General features: G+C 70.3%; 16 protein-coding genes and 1 pseudogene. 5 read left to right on the top strand and 12 right to left on the bottom strand.

The genetic code is table 11. The annotated features are described in order from the left end of the window. Positions 1-32: 32 nt before the first annotated feature. Positions 33-1250: an MFS transporter gene (locus M8R19_RS06190; protein ID WP_249917329.1), complete on the bottom strand. Its 1218-nt coding sequence runs from the start codon at positions 1248-1250 to the stop codon at positions 33-35. Between the two features lie 88 nt (positions 1251-1338). Between M8R19_RS06190 and M8R19_RS06185 the strand changes: the two genes are divergently transcribed. Beyond that, entirely contained in the window at positions 1339-1893 is a 555-nt protein-coding gene (locus M8R19_RS06185) for a TetR/AcrR family transcriptional regulator (RefSeq protein WP_249917328.1), read from the top strand. Here M8R19_RS06185 and M8R19_RS06180 read toward each other — a convergent pair. Continuing rightward, positions 1890-3113 carry a flavin monoamine oxidase family protein gene (locus M8R19_RS06180; protein WP_249917327.1) on the bottom strand — a complete coding sequence of 408 codons (1224 nt, stop codon included), beginning with the start codon at positions 3111-3113 and terminating at the stop codon, positions 1890-1892. The two genes, M8R19_RS06185 and M8R19_RS06180, sit on opposite strands and share 4 nt — an antisense overlap. 74 nt (positions 3114-3187) lie before the next feature. After that, on the bottom strand, positions 3188-4258 hold the full coding sequence (locus tag M8R19_RS06175) for an AbrB family transcriptional regulator (protein ID WP_249917326.1): 1071 nt from the start codon (positions 4256-4258) through the stop codon (positions 3188-3190). Positions 4259-4366: 108 nt separating this feature from the next. On the opposite strand from M8R19_RS06175, the gene M8R19_RS06170 reads away from it, so the two are divergent. Further along, positions 4367-5257 (top strand): LysR family transcriptional regulator, encoded by an 891-nt coding sequence (locus M8R19_RS06170; protein ID WP_249917325.1) that lies wholly within the window; start codon positions 4367-4369, stop codon positions 5255-5257. Positions 5258-5632: 375 nt separating this feature from the next. Here the strand turns inward: M8R19_RS06170 and M8R19_RS06165 are convergent, their stop codons facing one another. Further along, positions 5633-6526: a TauD/TfdA dioxygenase family protein gene (locus M8R19_RS06165; protein ID WP_249917324.1), complete on the bottom strand. Its 894-nt coding sequence runs from the start codon at positions 6524-6526 to the stop codon at positions 5633-5635. 113 nt (positions 6527-6639) lie between these two features. Here M8R19_RS06165 and M8R19_RS06160 point away from each other — a divergent pair, with 113 nt between their 5' ends. After that, positions 6640-7671, top strand: a complete 1032-nt coding sequence (locus M8R19_RS06160; RefSeq protein WP_061562336.1) for an AraC family transcriptional regulator — start codon at positions 6640-6642, stop codon at positions 7669-7671. 55 nt (positions 7672-7726) lie between these two features. Here the strand turns inward: M8R19_RS06160 and M8R19_RS06155 are convergent, their stop codons facing one another. The 3 genes from M8R19_RS06155 to phhA form a co-directional block, all read right to left on the bottom strand. Next, positions 7727-8923 carry an amino acid aminotransferase gene (locus M8R19_RS06155; protein ID WP_249917323.1) on the bottom strand — a complete coding sequence of 399 codons (1197 nt, stop codon included), beginning with the start codon at positions 8921-8923 and terminating at the stop codon, positions 7727-7729. Next, on the bottom strand, positions 8920-9276 hold the full coding sequence (locus M8R19_RS06150) for a 4a-hydroxytetrahydrobiopterin dehydratase (RefSeq protein ID WP_074977094.1): 357 nt from the start codon (positions 9274-9276) through the stop codon (positions 8920-8922). Before M8R19_RS06150 ends, M8R19_RS06155 begins: the two co-directional genes overlap by 4 nt. A 140-nt stretch (positions 9277-9416) precedes the next feature. Then, on the bottom strand, positions 9417-10205 hold the full coding sequence (phhA, locus tag M8R19_RS06145) for a phenylalanine 4-monooxygenase (RefSeq protein WP_249917322.1): 789 nt from the start codon (positions 10203-10205) through the stop codon (positions 9417-9419). Positions 10206-10465: 260 nt separating this feature from the next. On the opposite strand from phhA, the gene M8R19_RS06140 reads away from it, so the two are divergent. Continuing rightward, positions 10466-12028: a sigma-54-dependent phenylalanine hydroxylase transcriptional regulator PhhR gene (locus tag M8R19_RS06140; RefSeq protein WP_009621602.1), complete on the top strand. Its 1563-nt coding sequence runs from the start codon at positions 10466-10468 to the stop codon at positions 12026-12028. Between the two features lie 640 nt (positions 12029-12668). Here M8R19_RS06140 and M8R19_RS06135 read toward each other — a convergent pair. Genes M8R19_RS06135 through M8R19_RS06115 form a run of 5 tightly spaced genes read right to left on the bottom strand, consistent with a single transcriptional unit; the run spans position 12669 to position 15155 of the window. Next, positions 12669-13043 (bottom strand): hypothetical protein, encoded by a 375-nt coding sequence (locus M8R19_RS06135; RefSeq protein WP_249917321.1) that lies wholly within the window; start codon positions 13041-13043, stop codon positions 12669-12671. Between the two features lie 44 nt (positions 13044-13087). Further along, positions 13088-13624 (bottom strand): protoglobin domain-containing protein, encoded by a 537-nt coding sequence (locus tag M8R19_RS06130; RefSeq protein WP_249917320.1) that lies wholly within the window; start codon positions 13622-13624, stop codon positions 13088-13090. 9 nt (positions 13625-13633) lie between these two features. Beyond that, complete coding sequence (locus M8R19_RS06125) at positions 13634-14002, bottom strand: roadblock/LC7 domain-containing protein (protein WP_074977084.1); 369 nt, start codon at positions 14000-14002, stop codon at positions 13634-13636. Beyond that, positions 13999-14553 carry a GTP-binding protein gene (locus M8R19_RS06120; RefSeq protein ID WP_249917319.1) on the bottom strand — a complete coding sequence of 185 codons (555 nt, stop codon included), beginning with the start codon at positions 14551-14553 and terminating at the stop codon, positions 13999-14001. Before M8R19_RS06120 ends, M8R19_RS06125 begins: the two co-directional genes overlap by 4 nt. Continuing rightward, positions 14550-15155 (bottom strand): DUF4388 domain-containing protein, encoded by a 606-nt coding sequence (locus tag M8R19_RS06115; protein WP_249917318.1) that lies wholly within the window; start codon positions 15153-15155, stop codon positions 14550-14552. Before M8R19_RS06115 ends, M8R19_RS06120 begins: the two co-directional genes overlap by 4 nt. 271 nt (positions 15156-15426) lie before the next feature. Between M8R19_RS06115 and M8R19_RS06110 the strand changes: the two are divergent. Further along, a pseudogene (locus M8R19_RS06110) lies at positions 15427-19758 on the top strand (DEAD/DEAH box helicase). Positions 19759-19887: the final 129 nt, after the last annotated feature.

The following is a 19887-nucleotide window of genomic DNA, read 5'->3' as shown; positions in this document are numbered from 1 at the left end:
CATCGATGGGTATCGCTGCGCTCAACGCCATCCTACATGACCGGTGCAGTGGCCCTGGCGCTGCGCCAACTGGACAGCAGCACCAGCGTGGCCAGCAGGATGAGCACGCCGGCATAGCCGTTGGTGGTGGGGACCAGGCCATAGCGCTGGGTGGCGGCCCCCGCCAGCACCGCCGGCAGGCTGAAGGCCAGGTAGCTGAGCACGTAGAAGCCGGCCATCAACCCGCCGCGTTCGTGGGCATGGGCCAGCGGCACCACCGCGCGCAGGGCGCCGAGGAAGCCGCCGCCGAAGCCCAGCCCGGCCACCGCGGTGCCGAGGAAGAACAGCCAGGCGCTGCCGCTGTCGATGCCCAGCAGGGTCAGCAGCAGGCCGCCGACCAGGGCCAGGCCGCCGCGCCGCAGGATGAGCGGCGCCGCGCCGTGGCGCAGGGCGAAGATCGCCAGGGCGCCGCAGGCGGTCAGCAGGAACACCAGCACGCCGCCGGTGAGCGGCGCCTGCAGGCCGCTGACCTGGCGCGCCAGGCTCGGCCCCAGCGACAGGTAGAACCCACCCAGGGCCCAGAGGCTGGCATTGAGCGGCGCCACGCTCCAGAAGGCGCGGCGCGCCTGGGGCGGGATGCGGATGCGCGGGCGCAGCGAAGCCAGCGCGCCCGGCTGCGGGCTGACGCTCTCCGGCAGGCGCCACAGCAGCACCAGGCAGAGCGCGAACAGGCCGAACAACACCCGGTACACCAGGTGCAGCGGCTCGCCGGCGAACTGCACCAGGGCGCTGCTGCCCAGGGCGCCCAGGGCCAGGCCGAGCATGGGCGCGATACTGTTGACCAGCGGGCCGCGCTCGCGGTCGAAGTCCAGCAGGGCGGCGCCCAGCACGCTGGTGGCAAGGCCGGTGGCGAAGCCCTGCAGCAGGCGCGCCAGGATCAGCGCCTGGACGGAGTCTGCGGCCAGGAACACCGCCATCGCCAGCAACTCGATGAGCAGCGCGGCGCGGATCAGCGGGCGGCGGCCGAGGTGGTCGGACAGCGAGCCGAACACCAGCAGCGCCAACAGCAGGCCGCCGGCGTAGATGCTGAACACCAGCGTCAGCAGCGTGGGCGAGAAGCCCCAGGTCTCGCGGTACAGCGCATACAGCGGGGTGGGCGCGCTGGCGGCGGCGAGAAAGCCCATGAGGATGGCGCCGAGCAACACGCTGGCAGCCCGCGGGGACAGGCCGGGGCGGCGCTCGCTCGTGCTTTTGGGTAAGGTGGCTGTCATGGTTGGCCTCGCAAAGGCTAAGATTTAGCTTTTGCGAGATGCTGGACCTGTTTCGGCACAAAAGCAAATTCTTTGCGTTAGGGTGATTATGGCGATCAATCAGGGCGCGCGGCCGGGGGGCCGCAGTGCGAGGGTGCAGGCCTCGGTGCACAAGGCGGTGACGGAACTGCTGGAGGAACGCGAACGCGGCGAACTGACGGTGCCGCTGATCGCTTCCCGCGCAGGGGTGACGCCCTCGACCATCTACCGGCGCTGGGGCGACCTCAACGAACTGCTGGGCGACGTCGCTCTGCAGCGCATCCGCCCGGACGCCGAACCGGCGGACACCGGCAGCCTGCGCGGCGACCTGCGCGCCTGGGGCGAGCAGTACATGGAAGAAACCGCCTCGGTGCCCGGCCGCGCCGTGGTGCTCGACCTGCTGGCCGCCGGCGGCGGCTGCTCCGGCCGCTGCCTGGAGATCGCCCGCGGCCAGTTCGAATGCATCCTCGCTCGCGCAGCCAAACGCGGCGAGGCGCTTCCCGCGGTGGACCGAATCGTCGACCGGCTGATGGCGCCGCTGGTCTACCGCATCCTGTTCTCCAGCGAGGAACTGGGCGCCGACTACCTCGAGCGCCTGCTGGACGTCACCCTCGAAGGCCTCTAGCGCGCGCTTTCCAGCGCGACGGCCCAGGCCTGCAGGGCATCGCGGGCTGCGAGGGCGATCTGCTCGTCGCTGCGCCCGGCGAACTGGCGCTCCACGGCGTCGGCGGCGATCAGCCCGGCCACCGTCGGCACGCCCACGGCGTCGGTGAGGTCCAGCCATTCGCCCCAGCTGGCCGGGCTGTCGTACCAGCGCAGGTAGCCCGAGGGCGAGCGTGGCCACCAGCGCCGCTCGAACTGCAGCACCACCTTCTCCAGGCGGCCCATGCCCAGGTGGGCCAGGGCATCCTGCTGCGCCGCCGGCAGCGCCGGGGTGAAGCGCAGCGTCTTGAGCACGCCCAGCGGCACGCTGCAAATGCAGAAGTCGCCGCGCTCGTCGTTCACCCGCACCTGCTCGCTCGACCAATCGATGTGCGTCACCGGTTGGCCCAGGCGGATGTCCAGGCCCTGCGCCAGGTGCGCGATCAACTGGCCATAGCCGCCGGGGAGGAAACGGTCGCCGTTGCCGACGCCTTCCTCGTCCAGGGCGTCCACCGAGAGCTGCGCCAGCGGCAGGCAGGCTTCGAGGACGAGGTTGGCGTCGATGGCGAAACCTGTGGCGCGGGCCTGCGCGGTGTCCAGGTCGGCCAGGTAGCGCTCGACGGCCTCGGCCAGCGGCAGTTGCCGGTCCAGCCCGTTGCGCAGAGCCTGCCAGGCCGCGTCTATGTCCGGCAGCGGACCGTCGCAGGCGGCGGCCAGTGGTCGGGCGAAGTCGGTTTCCACCAGCGCCAGGTCCAGCGCCAGCGCCTCATGGGCCAGGGCGTTGTCGGCGAACTGCTGCAGCCAGGCGGCGCCGACGTCCACGGTGGCCTCGCCCAGGCGGATGCTGTGGGTGCGCCCGCCGATGCGCTCGCGGGCCTCCAGCACCACGCAGTCGACGCCTTGCTCGCGCAGGCGCCGCGCGGCGGCCAGGCCGGCGCATCCGGCGCCGATGACGATCACCCGGCGGGCGCCCGCGCGCAGGGCCAGTTCGGCGGCGCGCAGGCCGTCGTCCCAGGCGCCGTGGGTCATGGCCGGCGCCCGCGGGTTGCAGGCTTCGCCGGCGAGCACCAGGCGGCCGTCCAGGCAGGCGCCGAGGGTGGCGCGGTGCGTGGGCTTGCCGCCGGGCAGCAGGGCGCTGTAGGCGCCGAGGCTGAAGGGGTCGTCGCTCCAGTGGGTGACGTGCCAGGCGATGGGGCGGTGCATGGGGGCTGTCCTTGGCCAAGTCGAAGGGCTTCCGATCTTGGACGCCCCCGGCTGCGCGCACAAGGCGCCGCGCTTCAGGCGTGGCTCAGGCGGATAACCAGGCGGGCGATGGACACGCCGCTGAACAGCACCACGAACAGCCGCAGGGTCTGCATGGCCAGCACCAGGCCGACGTCGGAGTGGGTATCCACCGCGATGATCGCCATGGCGTCCAGGCCGCCGGGGCTGGTGGCCAGGTAGAGGGACAGGAAGTCCATGCCGGTGATGGCCGCCAGGGCCCAGGCGAAGAGCGCGCAGGCGAGGATCAGGCCGAGGGCGCTGACCAGCATGGCCGGCAGGTGGCGGCCGACGTAGGCCAGGCTGTCGCGGTCGAAGCGCAGGCCGATGTAGCAGCCGATCACTCCGTAGGCCAGCACCAGCAGCCAGTGCGGCAGGGTTATCTGCAGCAGTCCGCCCAGTTGCAGCGCGGCGCCGGCCACCAGCGGCACCAGCAACGGGCCGGCCGGCAGGCGCGCGCCCAGGCTGACGCCGACGAAGATCAGCAGCAGGCAGTTGACCAGGTCGGGCAGGTGGCCGGCGTCGTTCAGCGGCGTGCTGTGGGCCGCCGAGCCGCCGCCTTCCAGGCCCAGCAGGCGGCCGACCAGGGCGCCGGCCATGACCACGCAGACCACCCGCACGTACTGCATGGTCGCCACCACCCGCGGATCGGCGCCGTGGGATTCGGCCATCGCCACCATGGCCGCCGCGCCGCCGGGCGCGGTGCCCCAGGCGGCGGTGCTGCCGGGGATGCCGCCGAAACGCACCATGGCGTAGCTGACCAGGGCGCTGAGCAGCAGGGTGAGCAGGGTGGCGCAGAGCATCAGCGGCCAGGACGCGGCCATGGCCTGCAGCACCGACCAGTTGATGGCGTGGGCCACCAGCAGGCCGATGCAGCCCTGGCTGAGGCGGAAGGCCTGGCGCGGCAGGCGGATGCCGGCGCCGCCGACGCCGAAGGCGATGGCCACCAGCATGGGGCCGAGGAACAGCGCGGCGGGGATGCCCAGCCAGGCGAGCAGCTGCCCGGCGCCGCCGGCCGCCAGGATCAGGGCCGGCCACTGCAGGCTGGCGGGGATACGGCTGAGGCTCTGGGCTTGAGGGCTGGACACGCGAAGGCTCCCGACTGCGGACAACGGGGAAAATTATCGATAGCGCAATCCATCAAGTCCATTTTCTAATAGTCATGAATTCATTCCTGAAATCTATCGGTGGCCGCCATGGACCTGCGCGATCTCGCCTACTTCGAAACCATCGCCGAACTCGGCCACCTGGGCCGCGCGGCGGACCGCCTGGGGCGTAGCCAGCCGGCGCTGACCAAGAGCATCCAGCGCCTGGAGCAGTCCCTGGGCGCCAGCCTGTTCCAGCGCGAGGGCCGGCGCATCCGCCTGACCCCGGCCGGCGAGCTGATGCTGCAGCGCGCCCGCCAGCTGCGCCAGGACATCGAGGAGACGCGCCGCGAGGTACGCGACTTCGCCAGCGGCCTGGTGGGCAACATCCGCCTGGGCTGCGCCGCGACCATGGCCGAGTACCTGCTGCCGCCGCTGGTGGAGGAACTCTTGCAGCGCGCCCCGGAAGTGACCATCAGCCTGTCCCTGGGCCAGGACGACGTATTGCGCGAGGCCCTGCGCGGCGGGCGCCTGGACATGGCGATCTGTTCGCGCATCCTCGACGACGCGCACCTGGTCAGCGAGCCGCTGCTGCAGGACCAGGTGGTGGTGGTGGCCAGCCGCGAGCACCCGCTGTTCGACGGCCCGGTGGCCATCGCCGACCTGTGCCGCTACCGCTGGGTGCTGCCGGCGCCCGGGGTGTCGTCGCGGCGCTGGATGGACGCCACCTTCCAGGCCCACGGCCTGCCGCCGCCGCGGGTGCAGATCGAGACCAACGCCATTCCCATGCTGCCCAACCTGATCGCCCGCACCCGGCTGCTCAGCTTCGTTGCCCGCGAAACGCTGGACGGCGGGTTGCATGGGATGAGCCAGCTGCGCGAGGTGAGGCTGGCGGAAACCACCTTGACGCGGACCATGGGCCTGGCGGTGCGGGAGGGGGCCTATCTGTCGCCGGCGGCGCAGTTGCTGCGGGGGATGTTGCGGGAGCATGCGGGGGTGTGAGATGGGCTTTTCGTAGGAGCGAGCTTGCTCGCGAACAAGCTCCCCGGTGACTCCGCTGCCGGGCCCACCTCTGTTCCCTCTCCCTAACCCTCTCCCTGAAGGGAGAGGGGACCGTTGGGCAGAAACGGAGACCATGGCGTTAGCCGGAAACGAAGTTGCAGGTTGAAGCCATTCCTATCCCCAGGCACGGACAAGCCCCCTCTCCCTTCAGGGAGAGGGCTGGGGAGAGGGTACGGAGTTCACCGCAAACACCGTAGCTACCGGGAAACACCCTTCGCGAGCAAGCTCGCTCCTACGAAAAGCAGAAAAGCAGAAAAGCAGAAAAGCAGAAAAGCAGAAAAGCAGTGAAGCAGCGAAGCAGCGAAGCAGCGCCTCTCACCGAGCCGGCACCTCACCCACCACCGTAGTCCGATACATCTCACGCCGCATCCCATGGTAGTCCGACACCGGGTAGTGCCAGGTGCTGCGGTTGTCCCAGATCGCCAGGGTGCCCTGGCTCCAGCGCATGCGGCAGGTGAAGGCCGGTTGGGTGGCAATGCTATAGAGGTAGTCCAGCAGCGGCTGCGCCTCGGCCGGGCGCATGCCCTTGATGCCGCTGGTGTAGGCCGGGTTGACGAAGAGTATTTTCTTGCCGGTTTCCGGGTGGCGCGTCACCAGCGGGTGCGAGCGGGTCTCGCCGTCGGCGTTGCCGTAGCGCACCGCCATGTTCTCCATCAGCTCGTTGTGCTTGGCCTCGGCGCCGTAGGCGCGTTCCGGGCTGTGGATGGCGTCCAGGCTCTCCAGCTGCGCGCGCAGCTTGGGCGACAGCCATTCGTAGGCCAGCGCCAGGTTGGCGTAGAGGGTGTCGCCGCCGAACGGCGGGATGTCGTGGCCGTAGAGCAGGGTGAAGGCCGGCGGGCGCTCCTGGAACGACCAGTCGCTGTGCCAGGCGCCGCCGAACACCACCGGCGTCTTCTCGTCGGCCTCCTTGACCACCCGCACCACGTGGGGATGGTCGGGCAGGCCTTGCACGTAGGGCTCGCGGCCGAACTCGCCGAAGCGCAGGGTGACCGCCTCCAGGTCCTCGACGCCCAGCGACTGCCCGCGGATGAACAGCACCTTGTGCGCCAGCAGCGCCTGGCGCAGCTCGGCGAAGCCTTCCTCGCCCAGGCTGCGCAGGTCGACGCCGCTGACGTCCGCGCCTATGGCGCCGGTGGCCGGGAGTATCTGGAAGTGGCGGTAGCCGGCGGCGCGGTTCTGGCTCGGCAAGGCGTAGAAGAACTCGAACATGGGGTGCCCTCTTGTTGGTGTTGTCGGCCTGTTGAGGATGGTCGCCGTGGCGCACTTGCGCCATGATGATCGGCGCCAGAAATTGATGATTCCCGCTACTTGCAGGAGGCCCCATGGACTGGCGACAGACCCGTGACATCACCGGCGTGCGCCACCTGCTCGACTGCGCCCGCAGCGAGGGCCTGGCCGCGGAGGCCTGCCTGGTGGGCAGCGCCATCGAGCCGCGCGAGCTGTCTGGGCGCCACGCGCAGATCCAGGCCTGGCAGGAGCTGGCGGTGATCCGCAACCTGCTGCAACAGGGCGCTCGTCCTGGCCTGGGCTTCGCCGCCGGGCGCCGCTACCACCTCACTTCGCTGGGGCTGCTGGGCTTCACCATGCTCGCCTGCCGCAGCCTGCGGGAAGCCTTCGAGACCTTCGGCCGCTACCAGAGCCTGGCCCTGACGCTCTGCCCGGTGAGCCGCGAGGCCGAGCCGCGCGGGCACTGGATGATTTTCGACGACCAGGTGCTGCCGCCGGACGCCCGCGCCTTCGTGGTCGAGCGCGGCATCGCCGGCTGCCTGCAACTGGCCGGCGAACTGCTGCAGCGCCCGGTGCAGCCGCTGGCGCTGGAGCTGCGCGCCGAGGCGCCGGCCGACCTCGACGCCTACGCCCGCGCCTGGCCGTACCCGGTGCGCTTCGGCGCCCCGCGCAATGCCCTGCTGTTCGCCCGCGCCGACCTGGAGGCCAGCCTGCCGCAGGCCAACCCGGACAGCCGCAGCAGCGGCGAGCAACTGTGCGAGAAGCTCTGCGAGGAACTGGCGCTGCCCCTGGCCGCCACGCCCACCGCGCGGGCGGTGCAGCGCCTGCTGGTGCGCGATGCCGCGAGCCTGCCGGGCTGCCGCGAGGTGGCGCAGCGCCTGGGGCTTTCCGAACGCACCCTGCAGCGCCGCCTGGCCGCCGAAGGGCAGCGCTTCCAGCCGCTGAGCGACGGCATCCGCCTGCGCCTGGCCGAGCGCCTGCTGCTGGAGTCGCGCATGGACCTGAACGGCGTCGCCCAGTGCCTGGGTTATGCCGAGGCGGCCAGCTTCTGCCGGGCCTTCCAGCGCTGGACCGGGACCACCCCGGGGCGCTGGAAGCGCCAGGCCGGGCCGCTGTCGCCGCGCTGAACGCGGGCAAAAAAAGACCGGCCAGCGGCCGGTCGAGCGAGGGTGGAAATAGTTTTCAGGCGCAGACCGCGGCGATGGCCCTGGCCAGGTCGCCCAGGCGGCTGGCGTCCAGCCCGGCGACGTTGGCGCGGCCGCTGCCGACCAGGTACACGCTGTGTTCCTCGCGCAGGCGGCGCACCTGGTCCGGGCTCAGGCCGGTGTAGGAGAACATGCCGCGCTGGATGGCGATGTGCGCGAAACGCTCGGCCAGGCCGTGGGGCTGCAGCGCCTCGACCAGGCCCAGGCGCAGCCCGGCGATGCGCGTGCGCATGGTGGTCACTTCCTCCAGCCACACTTGCTTGAGGTCGCGGTCGCCGAGAATGGTCGCCACCACCTCGGCGCCATGGGCCGGCGGCGTGGACCAGAGATTGCGCGCCAGGCTGGCCAGCTGGCTGCGCACGTTGCCCAGTTGCTCGGCGTTGGCGGCGCAGACGATCAGCGCGCCGACGCGGTCGCGGTAGAGGCCGAAGTTCTTCGAGCAGGAGCTGGTCACCAGCAATTCCGGCAGGCTCTCGGCGAACAGCCGCACGGCGCGGGCGTCTTCCTCCAGGCCGTCGCCGAAGCCCTGGTAGGCGAAGTCGATCAGCGGCAGCAGCTCGCGGCGGCGCACCACTTCCAGCACTTTCTGCCAGTCGTTGTAGGCCAGGTCGAAGCCGCTGGGGTTGTGGCAGCAGGCGTGCAGCAGCACCACGTCGCCGTGGGGCACCTGTTCCAGGGTGGCGAGCATGCCTTCCACGTCGAGGTGGTTGTCGGCGCCGACGTAGGGGTAGTGGTGCACCTTCAGGCCGGCGGCGGCGAACAGCGTCTCGTGGATCGGCCAGGTCGGGTCGCTCACCCAGATGCCGCGGCCGGGCAGGCAGCGGGCGATGAAGTCCGCGGCCAGGCGCAGGGCGCCGGTGCCGCCGGGCGTCTGGCTGGCGTCGGCGCGCTGGCTGGCCAGCAGCGGCGAGTCGCTGCCCAGCACCAGTTCGCACAGGCGCGCGGCGAACAGCGCATCGCCGTGGCCGCCGACGTAGCTCTTGGTGGTCTCGTGCTCCACCAGGCGCTGCTCGGCCAGCTTCACCGCGCGGGGGATCGGCGTCAGGCCCTGGGCGTCCTTGTAGACGCCCACGCCCAGGTCCAGCCTGGCCGGGTTGGGGTCGGCGCGGTAGGCGTCGAGCAGGCCGAGGATGGGGTCGCCCGGCACGCGCGGGATGGGGGCGAAGTGGTTCATTTGCGGCCTTCGGCGACCTTGGCCAGCTCGTCGGTGCGCGCGGCCATGATGAAGTCGTTGCGGTGCAGGCCCTTGAGCTCGTGGCTCCACCAGGTGACGGTGACCTTGCCCCACTGGGTGAGCAGGTCCGGGTGGTGGCCTTCTTCCTCGGCGATGGCGCCAACGGCATTGGTGAAGGTCAGGGCGTGGCGGAAGTTCTTGAACAGGTACACGCGCTCCAGCTCCATGTGGCCGTCGCGGACCTCGATGTTCCAGTCCGGGATCTGCTTGATCAGGGTCGCCAGTTCCTCGTCGGAGACGTGGGGCGCGTCGGCGCGGCAGGCTTCGCAATGGGCTTGGTTGAGGGCGGTCATGGGGTTCTCCTTGTAGGGTTCGTCACGCAAGACATTGAGCTTAGGAGTGTAGGAGCGAGCTTGCTCGCGAACCGCATGGCACTGCGTTTGTTCGCGAGCAAGCTCGCTCCTACGAAAAGATGTCGGGCAGGCCTCGGGGCTCAGGCTGCCTGCTTCGGCGGGAACTTGGGCGCGTGCAGGCCCAGCTGCATGGCCTGGCGGACCAGCGCCATGATGTCCTGGTGGGCCAGTTCGAACAGGCGCTTGAGTTCCGGCAGCACGAAGTACAGCGGCTGCAGGATGTCGATGCGGTAGGGCGTGCGCATGGCCTCCACGGGGTCGAAGGCCTGGTGCTCGGGCTCGCCGGAGAGGCTGTAGACGGTCTCCTTCGGCGAGGAGAGGATGCCGCCGCCGTAGATGCGCCGGCCCTGCGGGGTGTCGAGCAGGCCGAACTCGATGGTCATCCAGTACAGCCGCGCCAGGTACACGCGTTCTTCCTTGCTGGCGGCCAGGCCGAGCTTGCCGTAGGTGTGGGTGAATTCGGCGAACCAGGGGTTGGTCAGCAGCGGGCAGTGGCCGAAGATCTCGTGGAAGATGTCCGGTTCCTGCAGGTAGTCCAGTTCTTCCGGGGTGCGGATGAAGGTGGCCACCGGGAACTGCTGGCTGGCCAGCAATTCGAAGAAGGTCTGGAAGGGAATCAGCGCCGGGACGCGGGCCACGCGCCAGCCGGTGGTGGCCTGGAGCACCTTGTTGATCTCGCCCAGTTGCGGGATGCGCTCGTGGGGCAGGGCGAGCTGCTCGATGCCGTCCAGGTATTCCTGGCAGGCGCGGCCTTCGATCACCTTGAGCTGGCGGGTGATCAGGGTGTTCCAGACCTGGTGCTCGGTTTCGGGGTAGTGGATGAAACCGTCTTCGTCAGGTTGGCGGGCCACGTACTGCGTTGTCTTCATGGGTCCTCCGGCTTCGAGGCCTTTGTTGTTTTGATGCCTCATCAATAGCCGCGTCGGCGTGCCCATGCAGCCCCCGTGGGCCTTGGGCGAGCGCTGCAAATCCCCTTCGCCCGTAAAGAAAAGATTACGAATCTCGCCGAATCGCGAGTCATCGGCTTGCTGCTGGCGTCAGCTGTCACATATTCTTGACGGAAATTTCCGCCTTGCCGGCGAAACCCGGCCGGGTACCGCCCCGCACAACGACAATCTCCGGGCTCGCCATGCGTATCAAAGTCCACTGCCAGAACCGCGTCGGCATCCTGCGCGACATCCTCAACCTGCTGGTCGACTACGGCATCAACGTCAACCGCGGCGAGGTCGGCGGCGAGCAGGGCAACGCCATCTACCTGCTCTGCCCGAACCTGATCAACCTGCAGTTCCAGTCGCTCAAGCCCAAGCTGGAGGTCATTCCCGGGGTGTTCGGCGTCAAGCGCGTCGGCCTGATGCCCAGCGAGCGCCGCCATCTGGAGCTGAACGCGCTGCTGGCGGCGCTGGACTTCCCGGTGCTGTCCATCGACATGGCCGGACAGATAGTCGCCGGCAACCGCGCCGCCGCGCAGCTGCTCGGGGTGCGCGTCGACGAGGTGCCGGGCATTCCCCTGGCGCGCTACGCCGAGGACCTCGACCTGCCGGAACTGGTGCGCGCCAACAAGGCGCGGATCAACGGCCTGCGGGTGAAGATCAAGGGCGACGTGTTCCTCGCCGACATCGCCCCGCTGCAATCCGAACACGACGAAAGCGAGGCCCTGGCCGGCGCCGTGCTCACCCTGCACCGCGCCGACCGCGTGGGTGAGCGCATCTACAACGTGCGCAAGCACGAGCTGCGTGGCTTCGACAGCATCTTCCAGAGCTCGCGGGTGATGGCCGCGGTGGTGCGCGAGGCCAGGCGCATGGCGCCGCTGGACGCGCCGCTGCTGATCGAGGGCGAGACCGGCACCGGCAAGGAACTGCTGGCCCGCGCCTGCCACCTGGCCAGCCCGCGCGGCCAGGCGCCGTTCATGGCGCTGAACTGCGCCGGGCTGCCGGAATCCATGGCCGAGACCGAGCTGTTCGGCTACGGCCCCGGCGCCTTCGAGGGCGCGCGCCCGGAAGGCAAGCTCGGCCTGCTGGAGCTGACCGCCGGCGGCACCCTGTTCCTCGACGGCGTCGGCGAGATGAGCCCGCGCCTGCAGGCCAAGCTGCTGCGCTTCCTGCAGGACGGCTGCTTCCGCCGGGTGGGCAGCGACGAGGAGGTGTACCTGGACGTGCGGGTGATCTGCGCCACCCAGGTGGACCTGTCCGAACTGTGCGCCAAGGGCGAGTTCCGCCAGGACCTGTACCACCGCCTCAACGTGCTCTCGCTGCACATCCCGCCGCTGCGCGAATGCCTCGACGGCCTGACGCCGCTGGTGGAGCACTTCCTCGACCAGGCCAGCCGGCAGATCGGCTGCCCGCTGCCGCAGTTGGCGCCCCAGGCCATGGACCGCCTGGGCCGCTACCACTGGCCGGGCAACGTGCGCCAGTTGGAGAACGTGCTGTTCCAGGCGGTGTCGCTGTGCGAGGGCGGCACCATCAAGGTCGAGCACATCCGCCTGCCGGACTACGGCGCGCCGCACCCGCTGGGCGACTTCTCCCTGGAAGGCGGCCTCGACGCCATCGTCGGCCGCTTCGAACGCGCAGTGCTGGAGCGCCTGTACCGCGAGCACCCCAGCAGCCGGCTGCTGGGCAAGCGTCTGGGTGTCTCGCACACCACCATCGCCAACAAGCTGCGCCAGCATGGGTTGGGGCAGGGCGGGGAGTCCTGACATCGGGGCTCCGCGCCTGGTCCGGGCTCCGCCCCTGTAGGAGCGAGCTTGCTCGCGAACCCGGATTCCCGGCCGACTCCAGACCATCCGCCCACACCGAACAGCCCCCTCTCCCGCTTGTGGGAGAGGGTTGGGGAGAGGGCGATCCAGGCCTTTGCTTCGACGTCATGGTGTCGCGGGCCATGTCCGCGATCGCGGATGAATCCGCTCCTACACCCGTGCCCGACCGTAGGGCGGATAACCGTTCGCGGTTATCCGCCGTTGGCCGTGACGTCGGTCAAACGGCGGATAACGCCGTAGGCGTTGTGCGCCCTACGGGTTGTCCCGTGCCGCCGTAGGATGGTGTTGAGCGAAGCGATACCCATCGCCACAACCGCATGGGTTTCGCAAGCTCAACCCATCCTACGAGAAGCCGTGCCCGCCGGTATGGCAGGAGCGGACTCCGTCCGCGATCACCGACACACGCCAGCCGGATCGCGAATAAGATCCGCTCGGTTTGCCTCTTTGCACCGTGCCTCCCTGTAGGAGCGGACCCTGCCCGCGAATCGCGCGCAGGGCGCGCTCCTACATGGGAATGGTGTGGATGGGGATCGCGTAGGAGCGGACTTCGTCCGCGATAGACCCCCGCCGGTGGATGATGTCACCAGGTCTTTACCCGCTGCCCCTTCACGCAGGCGCGCACCTCGTCGTCGATCAGGTTCCCCGGCTTGATGCACTCGGCCAGGCTCCGTGAGCTGTCGGTGTACTTCATGGGCTGGGCCGTGACCTGGTCGGCCGGGCGCTCCAGGCCCAGGCGGCCGAGCAGGGCGTGCCAGCGCGCCTCGCCCCACTGGCGGCTGGCAGGGTTCTGCCAGAGGGCGCCGGCGCCGATCGCCAGCGCCACCAGCAGGGCCAGTTGCAGCAAATGCCTGAACGCCCGGCGTAGGTGCCACTGCCGCCGGCGCGGCGGTGGTTCGCCGGGCTGGCCGGGGTTCTTCAGGTTCTGCCAGTACCAGTCGCGGTCTTTCTCGGCCATGTCTCGCGGTCCGTCGGGGGAATCCGCGAAGGGTAGCGCCCGGCTCAGCTGCCGGAAAGCAGGCGGCGGGCCAGGCGTTCGTTGCCGGTGAGGTCGGCCAGGTGCTGCAGCTGGTTGTTCTCGTAGGCCTGGTTGAAGGTCGCCACGTCCAGCGCCAGGACCTTGCGGAAGGCCGTCAGCGCCTCGGCGCCGGCCTGGCCGGCCACCTCTTCGCCGTAGCGGGCGATCAGGTCGAGCATGACCAGCGGGTAGCGCACCGGCAGGCCGATGCGCACGTGGATCAGGCCGATGTTCAGGCGCTTGAGCGCGTAGGTGTCGTCGTAGACGCCGCCGAACAGTTCGCAGAACCAGGTGGCCAGGGATTCCCCCAGGCGCTTCTGGTCGGTGATGAACTCGCGGGTGGCCTCCTGGCTCAGCAGGCGTTGGTAGAAGTCCTCGATCAGCGCCGGGCTGGCGGCCTTCGCCTGTTCGGCAAGGCCTGCGAGCAGTGCGCATTCCCTGTCGGACAGGTTCAGCAGGGCGATCAGTTCATGAACGATGGCGGCGTCCTTGGTGGCCCAGGACAGGCGGTCTGCGTGCATGGGGGCTCCTCAGAGAATGCCGTCGAGCGTGGCGAGGCTGTCCGCCACTTCGAGGTTGATCAGGCCCACGTTGCTGTCGCGCGCGGCGACGATCGCCAGGCAGGCCTTGTCGCCGGCCAGGTGGATGAACACCCGGCCGTCCTCCGCCAGCAGGCTCAGCTCCTTCATCGCGCCGCTCTTGAGGGTTTCGCCGATGCGCCGGCCCACGCCCAGGGCGGCGGCGGCCATGGCTGCGATGCGCGCCGGCTCGATGCCATGGTCGCTGATGGCGTCGACGATGGGCATGCCGTCCAGGCTGCCGAGCAGCACCCCGCGGATGCTGGGGACCGACTGCCGGAGGCGGTCGAGTTCGGCTTGCAGGCGTTCTTGTCGGGTCATGGGGTTTCTCCGTGGTGGGGGTCGGGTGATGGGGCGTCGTTGGCCAGCAGCTGTACCAGGACATCGCAGGCGCTCTGCCGGTCGCGGGCGTCCGTGGCGATGACGCGCTGCGGTTGCAGGTCGAAGTAGGCGGCGACCTCGGCCGGCACCCAGGCCTGGTCGTCGGCGTCGCAGTGGGTGAGGGCGACGATGAAGGGCACCGGCTGCACGCTGGTGATCGCCTCGAGGATGCTGCGGGCCTGGCCGAACTGTTCCGGGTGGTCGGCGGCCAGCATCAGCACCAGGCCGTCGGCGCCTTCGCTGAGCAGTTCCCACATGAAGCTGAAGCGCTCCTGGCCGGGCGTGCCGAACAGATGGATGTCGGTGGCGTCCAGGGTGATCCGGCCGAAGTCCAGCGCCACCGTGGTGTTCGCCTTGCCGATGGCTTCGCTGCTGGGCACCTCGGTGTCGACGACGGGGATTTGCGAGAGGTTGCGGATCAGGGTGGTCTTGCCCGAGCCCACGGGCCCGGAGACGACGACCTTGATCGGATGTGCGCTGTCCTGGTTCATGGGCGGAAGAGCCTCTTCAGACGGCTGGCGAGGGTGGAATTGGCATGCCGGGTCGATACGCCGGCGCCCTCGTGGGCGCGCACCGGCCAGATTTTCTTGATCTCCCGCAGGTGCTGCAGGAATGCGCAGGTCTCGCGGACTTCCAGGTTCAGCGCCTGGGCCAGTTGCCGCGCGCTGCAGCCCTCGGTCAGCAGGGGCATGGCCCTGGCCAGGAAGGCGTCGAGCTCGGCCGGCAGCGTCACTGTGCGCCCGCGGATCAGCACGAAGCGCGTGTCCGGATGCACCGACGGCTCCGCCCGGGACGACGGCGCCAGGCTGGCGAGCACCTGGTCGATGGGCAGATGCCGGCCGGGTGTCGCTTCCGTGGGCGGAGTGGGTTCGAAGTGAAAGCTGGCGTTGCCGATCGACTGCAGGACGCGCTTGATCTCGCCCGGGTCGCCGATCGGCTGTTCGAGGCTCAGGCCGAGCAGCTGTTCGTTCTGCAGCCGCAGGCGGAGCCGCCTGCCGTCCGCTTCTTCAAGCGTCAGCTGGCCTGCGCGCTTGCCGATGACCGAGAGGACTTCCGCGAGCGGGAAGTCGGAGAGCTTGCCGAAAATTGCCAAACGAAATGTCCTCCAGGGCGGGGCGGGCGCCCTGTCCTGGAAGGGAGTCAGTGCGCGATTCGTGATGCGCCGAGATGATAATGGGAGGAATTGTTATGACATGCCCGTACTGCTTGTAGGTGATCTCCGAGGGGCGCTGTCGTTTGTGTAGAGTGCTAAGGCTGTTTCCTTCGGTCCCCCATGACCTGGCCGCGCGATGCCTGCGCCGCGTCAGGCCAGCCACGATCGGCGGTGCTTGAGGGCCATGCCCGCCGCCACCATATTGGTGCCCATGAACCGACTCGCCAGCAGCGCCACGCCCGCCGACGTCCTGCAGGGTTTCCACCCCGCCGTCGCCGCCTGGTTCGCCCGCCATTTCGCCGCGCCGACCCCGGCCCAGGTGTAGGCCTGGCCGTCGATCCGCGCCGGGCGCTCGACCCTGGTGGCCGCGCCCACCGGCTCCGGCAAGACCCTCACCGCCTTCCTCTCGGCCATCGACCAACTGGTGCGCGAGGGCCTGGCCAACGGCGGCGAGCTGCCGGACCGCACCTGCGTGGTCTACGTCTCGCCGCTCAAGGCGCTGTCCAACGACATCCGCATCAACCTGGAAGAACCCCTGGCCGGCATCCGCGCCGAGCTTGAGCGCCAGGGCCTGCCGGCCGTGGATATCCGCAGCGCGGTGCGCACCGGCGACACCAGCCAGGGCGAGCGCGAGGCCATGCGCCGGCGGCCGCCGCACATCCTGGTGACCACCCCGGAATCGCTCTACGTGCTGCTCGGCTCCGACTCCGGGCGGCAGATGCTGGCCGGTGCGCGCAGCGTCATCGTCGACGAAATCCATGCCCTGGCCGGCAGCAAGCGCGGCAGCCACCTGGCGCTGTCGCTGGAGCGCCTGCAGGCCTTGTGCGCCGAACCGCTGGTGCGCATCGGCCTGTCCGCCACGCAGAAGCCCATCGAGGCGGTGGCGCGGTTCCTCTGCGGCAACGCCGACTGCCGCATCGTCGACATCGGCTACAGCCGCGCCCGCGACCTGGGCATCGAAGTGCCGCCGGCGCCGCTGGAGGCGGTGATGTCCCACGAGGTCTGGGACAGCGTCTACGACCGCCTCGCCGCGCTGGCCGAGGAACACCGCACCACCCTGGTGTTCGTCAACACCCGCCGGCTGGCCGAGCGCATCACCCGCCACCTGGGCGAGCGCCTGGGGATAGACAAGGTCGCCGCGCACCACGGCAGCCTGTCCAAGGAACAGCGCCTGGGCGCCGAGCAGCGGCTCAAGGCCGGGCGCCTGAAGGTGCTGGTGGCCACCGCCTCGCTGGAGCTGGGCATCGACATCGGCGACGTCGAGCTGGTCTGCCAGGTCGCCTCGCCGCGTTCCATCGCCTCTTTCCTGCAGCGCGTCGGGCGTTCCGGGCACAGCGTCGGCGGCACGCCGAAAGGGCGGCTGTTCCCCACCTCCCGCGACGAACTGATCGAATGCGTGGCGCTGCTCGACAGCGTGCGCCGCGATGAACTGGACGCCCTGGCGATCCCCCGCGCGCCGCTGGACGTGCTGGCCCAGCAGATAGTCGCGGAAGTGGCCTGCCGCGAATGGCGCGAGGACGAGCTGTTCCAGCTGCTGAGCCACGCCCAGCCCTACGCCGACCTGCCGCGCGAGCGCTTCGACGCCGTGCTGCGCATGCTCGCCGAGGGCTACGCCAGCCGCAACGGCCAGCGCGGCGCCTACCTGCACCGCGACGGCGTCCACGGCCTGCTGCGTGGCCGGCGCGGCGCGCGGCTGACCGCGGTGACCTCCGGCGGCACCATTCCCGACGCCGGCGACTACCAGGTGCTGCTGGAGCCCCAGGGCCTGACCGTGGGCACGGTGAACGAGGACTTCGCCGTGGAAAGCCTGGCCGGCGACGTGTTCCAGCTGGGCAACGTCTCCTATCGCATCCTCCGCGTGGAGCCGGGCAAGGTGCGCGTCGAGGACGCCCAGGGCCTGCCGCCGAACATCCCGTTCTGGCTGGGCGAGGCGCCGGGGCGCAGCGACGAGTTGTCGGTGAGCGTGTCGCGCCTGCGCGAACGCCTGGACGTCCTGCTCGCCGAAGGGCAGGGCAGCGACGCCCCCCTGGCCCCGGCGCTGCGCTGGCTGGAGGACGAGCTGGGCCTGCAGGAAGCCGCGGCCCGGCAACTGGTGGAATACCTGGCCCGCGCCCGCGCCGCCCTTGGTGTGCTGCCGAGCCAGTCGGCGCTGGTGCTGGAGCGCTTCTTCGACGAATCCGGCGGCATGCAACTGGTGCTGCACTCGCCCTACGGCAGCCGTATCAACCGCGCCTGGGGCCTGGCTCTGCGCAAGCGCTTCTGCCGCACCTTCAACTTCGAGCTGCAGGCGGCGGCCACCGAGGACGCCATCATCCTCTCGCTGTCCACCAGCCACAGCTTCCCGCTGGACGAGGTGTGGCGCTATCTGAATTCGAAGAGCGCCGAGCACGTGCTGATCCAGGCCCTGCTCGACGCGCCGCTGTTCGGCGTGCGCTGGCGCTGGAACGCCACCACTTCGCTGGCCCTGCCGCGCTTCCGTGGCGGGCGCAAGGTGGCGCCGCAACTGCAGCGCATGCGCAGCGAGGACCTGCTGGCGGCGGTGTTCCCCGACCAGGTGGCGTGCCTGGAGAATATCGTCGGCGAGCGCGAGATTCCCGACCACCCGCTGGTGGCCCAGACCCTCGACGACTGCCTGCACGAAGCCATGGACTGCGAGGGTTGGCTGGCCCTGCTGCGGCGCATGGAGGCCGGCGAGGTGGCGCTGCACGCCCGCGACCTGCCGGCGCCTTCGCCGCTGGCGGCGGAAGTGCTGAGCGCCAGCCCCTACGCCTACCTCGACGACGCCCCGCTGGAAGAACGCCGCACCCAGGCCGTGCTGAGCCGGCGCTGGAGCGACCCGGAATCCGCCGACGACCTCGGCGCCCTCGATCCCGAGGCCATCGCCGCGGTGCGCGCCGAAGCCTGGCCCGAGGCCCGCGACGCCGACGAGATGCACGAGGCGCTGACCGGCCTGGGCTGCATCCTCGCCGAGGAAGCCCGCGCCAACCTGGGCTGGGAACTGCTGCTCGGGCGCCTGGCCAAGGCCGGGCGGGCGACGCGCCTGCGCAGCGGCGCGGCCGACCTCTGGGTGGCCGCCGAACGCCTCAGCCAGTTGCGGGCGGTCTATCCACAGGCACGGCTGGTGCCCGAGCTGGACCTGCCGCTGGCGTTGCAGGAAGGCTGGTCCGCCGAAGACGCGCGCCTGGAACTGCTGCGCGCGCGCCTGACCGGCTTCGGTCCGCGCACCCAGGCGCAACTGGCCATGGACCTCGGCCTGCCGCCTGCCGACATCGCCTTCGCCCTGGCCGGCCTGGAGCGCGAGGGCTACGTGCTGCGCGGCCGCTTCAGCCCCGGCATCGACGACGAGGAGTGGTGCGAGCGCCACCTGCTGGCACGCATCCACCGCTACACGGTGCGCCGCCTGCGCCGCGAGATCGAGCCGGTGGAGCGCGCCGACTTCATGCGCTTCCTGTTCGACTGGCAGCGCGTCTCCAGAACCACCCGGGCGCGCGGCGCCGAGGCCCTGGCCGGCGTGCTCAGCCAGCTGGAAGGCTTCCAGGCCGCCGCCGGGGCCTGGGAAAGCGACCTGCTGCCGGCGCGGGTGGCCGACTACGGCATCAACTGGTTGGACGACCTGTGCCGCGCCGGCCGCCTGGTCTGGGCGCGCCTGCCCAGCCGCGGCACGGCGCGCGGGCGCAGCGGCGCCGGGCCGCTGCGCAGCACGCCCATCGTCCTGCTGCCGCGCCGCCAGTTGCCGCTGTGGGGCGCGCTCTGCGCCGATGCGCCGGAGGCCGAGCTGTCCTCGAAGGCGCAGAAGGTGCTGCAGGCGTTGCAGGAGCAAGGAGCACTCTTCTTCGACGAACTCACCAGCGAGGCGCACCTGCTGCGCAGCGAACTGGAAATGGCCCTGGGCGAACTGGTGGCGGTGGGCCGGGTGAACGCCGACAGCTTCGCCGGCCTGCGCGCGCTGCTGTTGCCGGCGGCCAAGCGCAGCCGCCAGGAGCGCCGGGCGCGCACCCCGCTGTTCGGCATGGTCGACGCCGGCCGCTGGGCGCTGCTGCGCCGCCCGCGCAGCGAACTGATCGAAGGTCAGCCACCGCGCCTGCAGGCGGAAGTGCTGGAACTCGTGGCCATGACCCTGCTGCGCCGCTACGGCGTGGTCTGCTGGCGCGTGCTGGAGCGCGAAGCCGACTGGCTGCCGCCCTGGCGCGACCTGCTGCGCGTCTACCATCGCCTGGAAGCCCGCGGGGAAATCCGCGGCGGACGCTTCGTCGCCGGCCTCACCGGCGAACAGTTCGCCCTGCCCGAGGCCGTCGGCCTGCTGCGCGAAGTGCGCCGGCGCGAAAAGGACGGCGAATACCTGGTGCTCTCGGCGGTGGACCCGCTCAACCTCGCCGGCACCCTGCTGCCGGGCAGCAAGGTACCCGCAGTAGCCGGCAACCGCGTGCTCTACCGTGACGGCGCCGCCCTGGGCGCGCTCATCGCCGGCAAGCCGGTGCTCTGGGCGGAACTGCCGGCGGAGGAAGTGGCGAAGGTGCGGGAGCTATTGATCCGGCGCCTCTAGATGCATCTGCCAGAGAGGGCGTCCTGCGCGTAGGCAGGGTCCTCGATCGGGGTGGGATGTTTTTCTGATTTCAGGAGTGGCTAGGCGTTAACGTTCTTCGCCTGCCGCCATCGCTTGACTGGGGCCTCC

The sequence above is a fragment of the Pseudomonas sp. R3.Fl genome (genome assembly GCF_023516765.1).
GTDB lineage: Bacteria > Pseudomonadota > Gammaproteobacteria > Pseudomonadales > Pseudomonadaceae > Pseudomonas > Pseudomonas citronellolis.
The sequence above is the reverse complement of the archived record's forward strand: the minus strand, read 5'-3'. Positions and strand labels throughout refer to the sequence as shown.

What these genes read in the sequence shown, in the direction of transcription:
- M8R19_RS06190 (WP_249917329.1), bottom strand. Translation starts at nt 1,250, where the DNA reads ATGACAGCCACCTTACCCAAAAGCACGAGCGAGCGCCGCCCCGGCCTG.
- M8R19_RS06185 (WP_249917328.1), top strand. Translation starts at nt 1,339, where the DNA reads ATGGCGATCAATCAGGGCGCGCGGCCGGGGGGCCGCAGTGCGAGGGTG.
- M8R19_RS06180 (WP_249917327.1), bottom strand. Translation starts at nt 3,113, where the DNA reads ATGCACCGCCCCATCGCCTGGCACGTCACCCACTGGAGCGACGACCCC.
- M8R19_RS06170 (WP_249917325.1), top strand. Translation starts at nt 4,367, where the DNA reads ATGGACCTGCGCGATCTCGCCTACTTCGAAACCATCGCCGAACTCGGC.
- M8R19_RS06165 (WP_249917324.1), bottom strand. Translation starts at nt 6,526, where the DNA reads ATGTTCGAGTTCTTCTACGCCTTGCCGAGCCAGAACCGCGCCGCCGGC.
- M8R19_RS06160 (WP_061562336.1), top strand. Translation starts at nt 6,640, where the DNA reads ATGGACTGGCGACAGACCCGTGACATCACCGGCGTGCGCCACCTGCTC.
- M8R19_RS06155 (WP_249917323.1), bottom strand. Translation starts at nt 8,923, where the DNA reads ATGAACCACTTCGCCCCCATCCCGCGCGTGCCGGGCGACCCCATCCTC.
- M8R19_RS06150 (WP_074977094.1), bottom strand. Translation starts at nt 9,276, where the DNA reads ATGACCGCCCTCAACCAAGCCCATTGCGAAGCCTGCCGCGCCGACGCG.
- phhA (WP_249917322.1), bottom strand. Translation starts at nt 10,205, where the DNA reads ATGAAGACAACGCAGTACGTGGCCCGCCAACCTGACGAAGACGGTTTC.
- M8R19_RS06140 (WP_009621602.1), top strand. Translation starts at nt 10,466, where the DNA reads ATGCGTATCAAAGTCCACTGCCAGAACCGCGTCGGCATCCTGCGCGAC.
- M8R19_RS06135 (WP_249917321.1), bottom strand. Translation starts at nt 13,043, where the DNA reads ATGGCCGAGAAAGACCGCGACTGGTACTGGCAGAACCTGAAGAACCCC.
- M8R19_RS06130 (WP_249917320.1), bottom strand. Translation starts at nt 13,624, where the DNA reads ATGCACGCAGACCGCCTGTCCTGGGCCACCAAGGACGCCGCCATCGTT.
- M8R19_RS06125 (WP_074977084.1), bottom strand. Translation starts at nt 14,002, where the DNA reads ATGACCCGACAAGAACGCCTGCAAGCCGAACTCGACCGCCTCCGGCAG.
- M8R19_RS06120 (WP_249917319.1), bottom strand. Translation starts at nt 14,553, where the DNA reads ATGAACCAGGACAGCGCACATCCGATCAAGGTCGTCGTCTCCGGGCCC.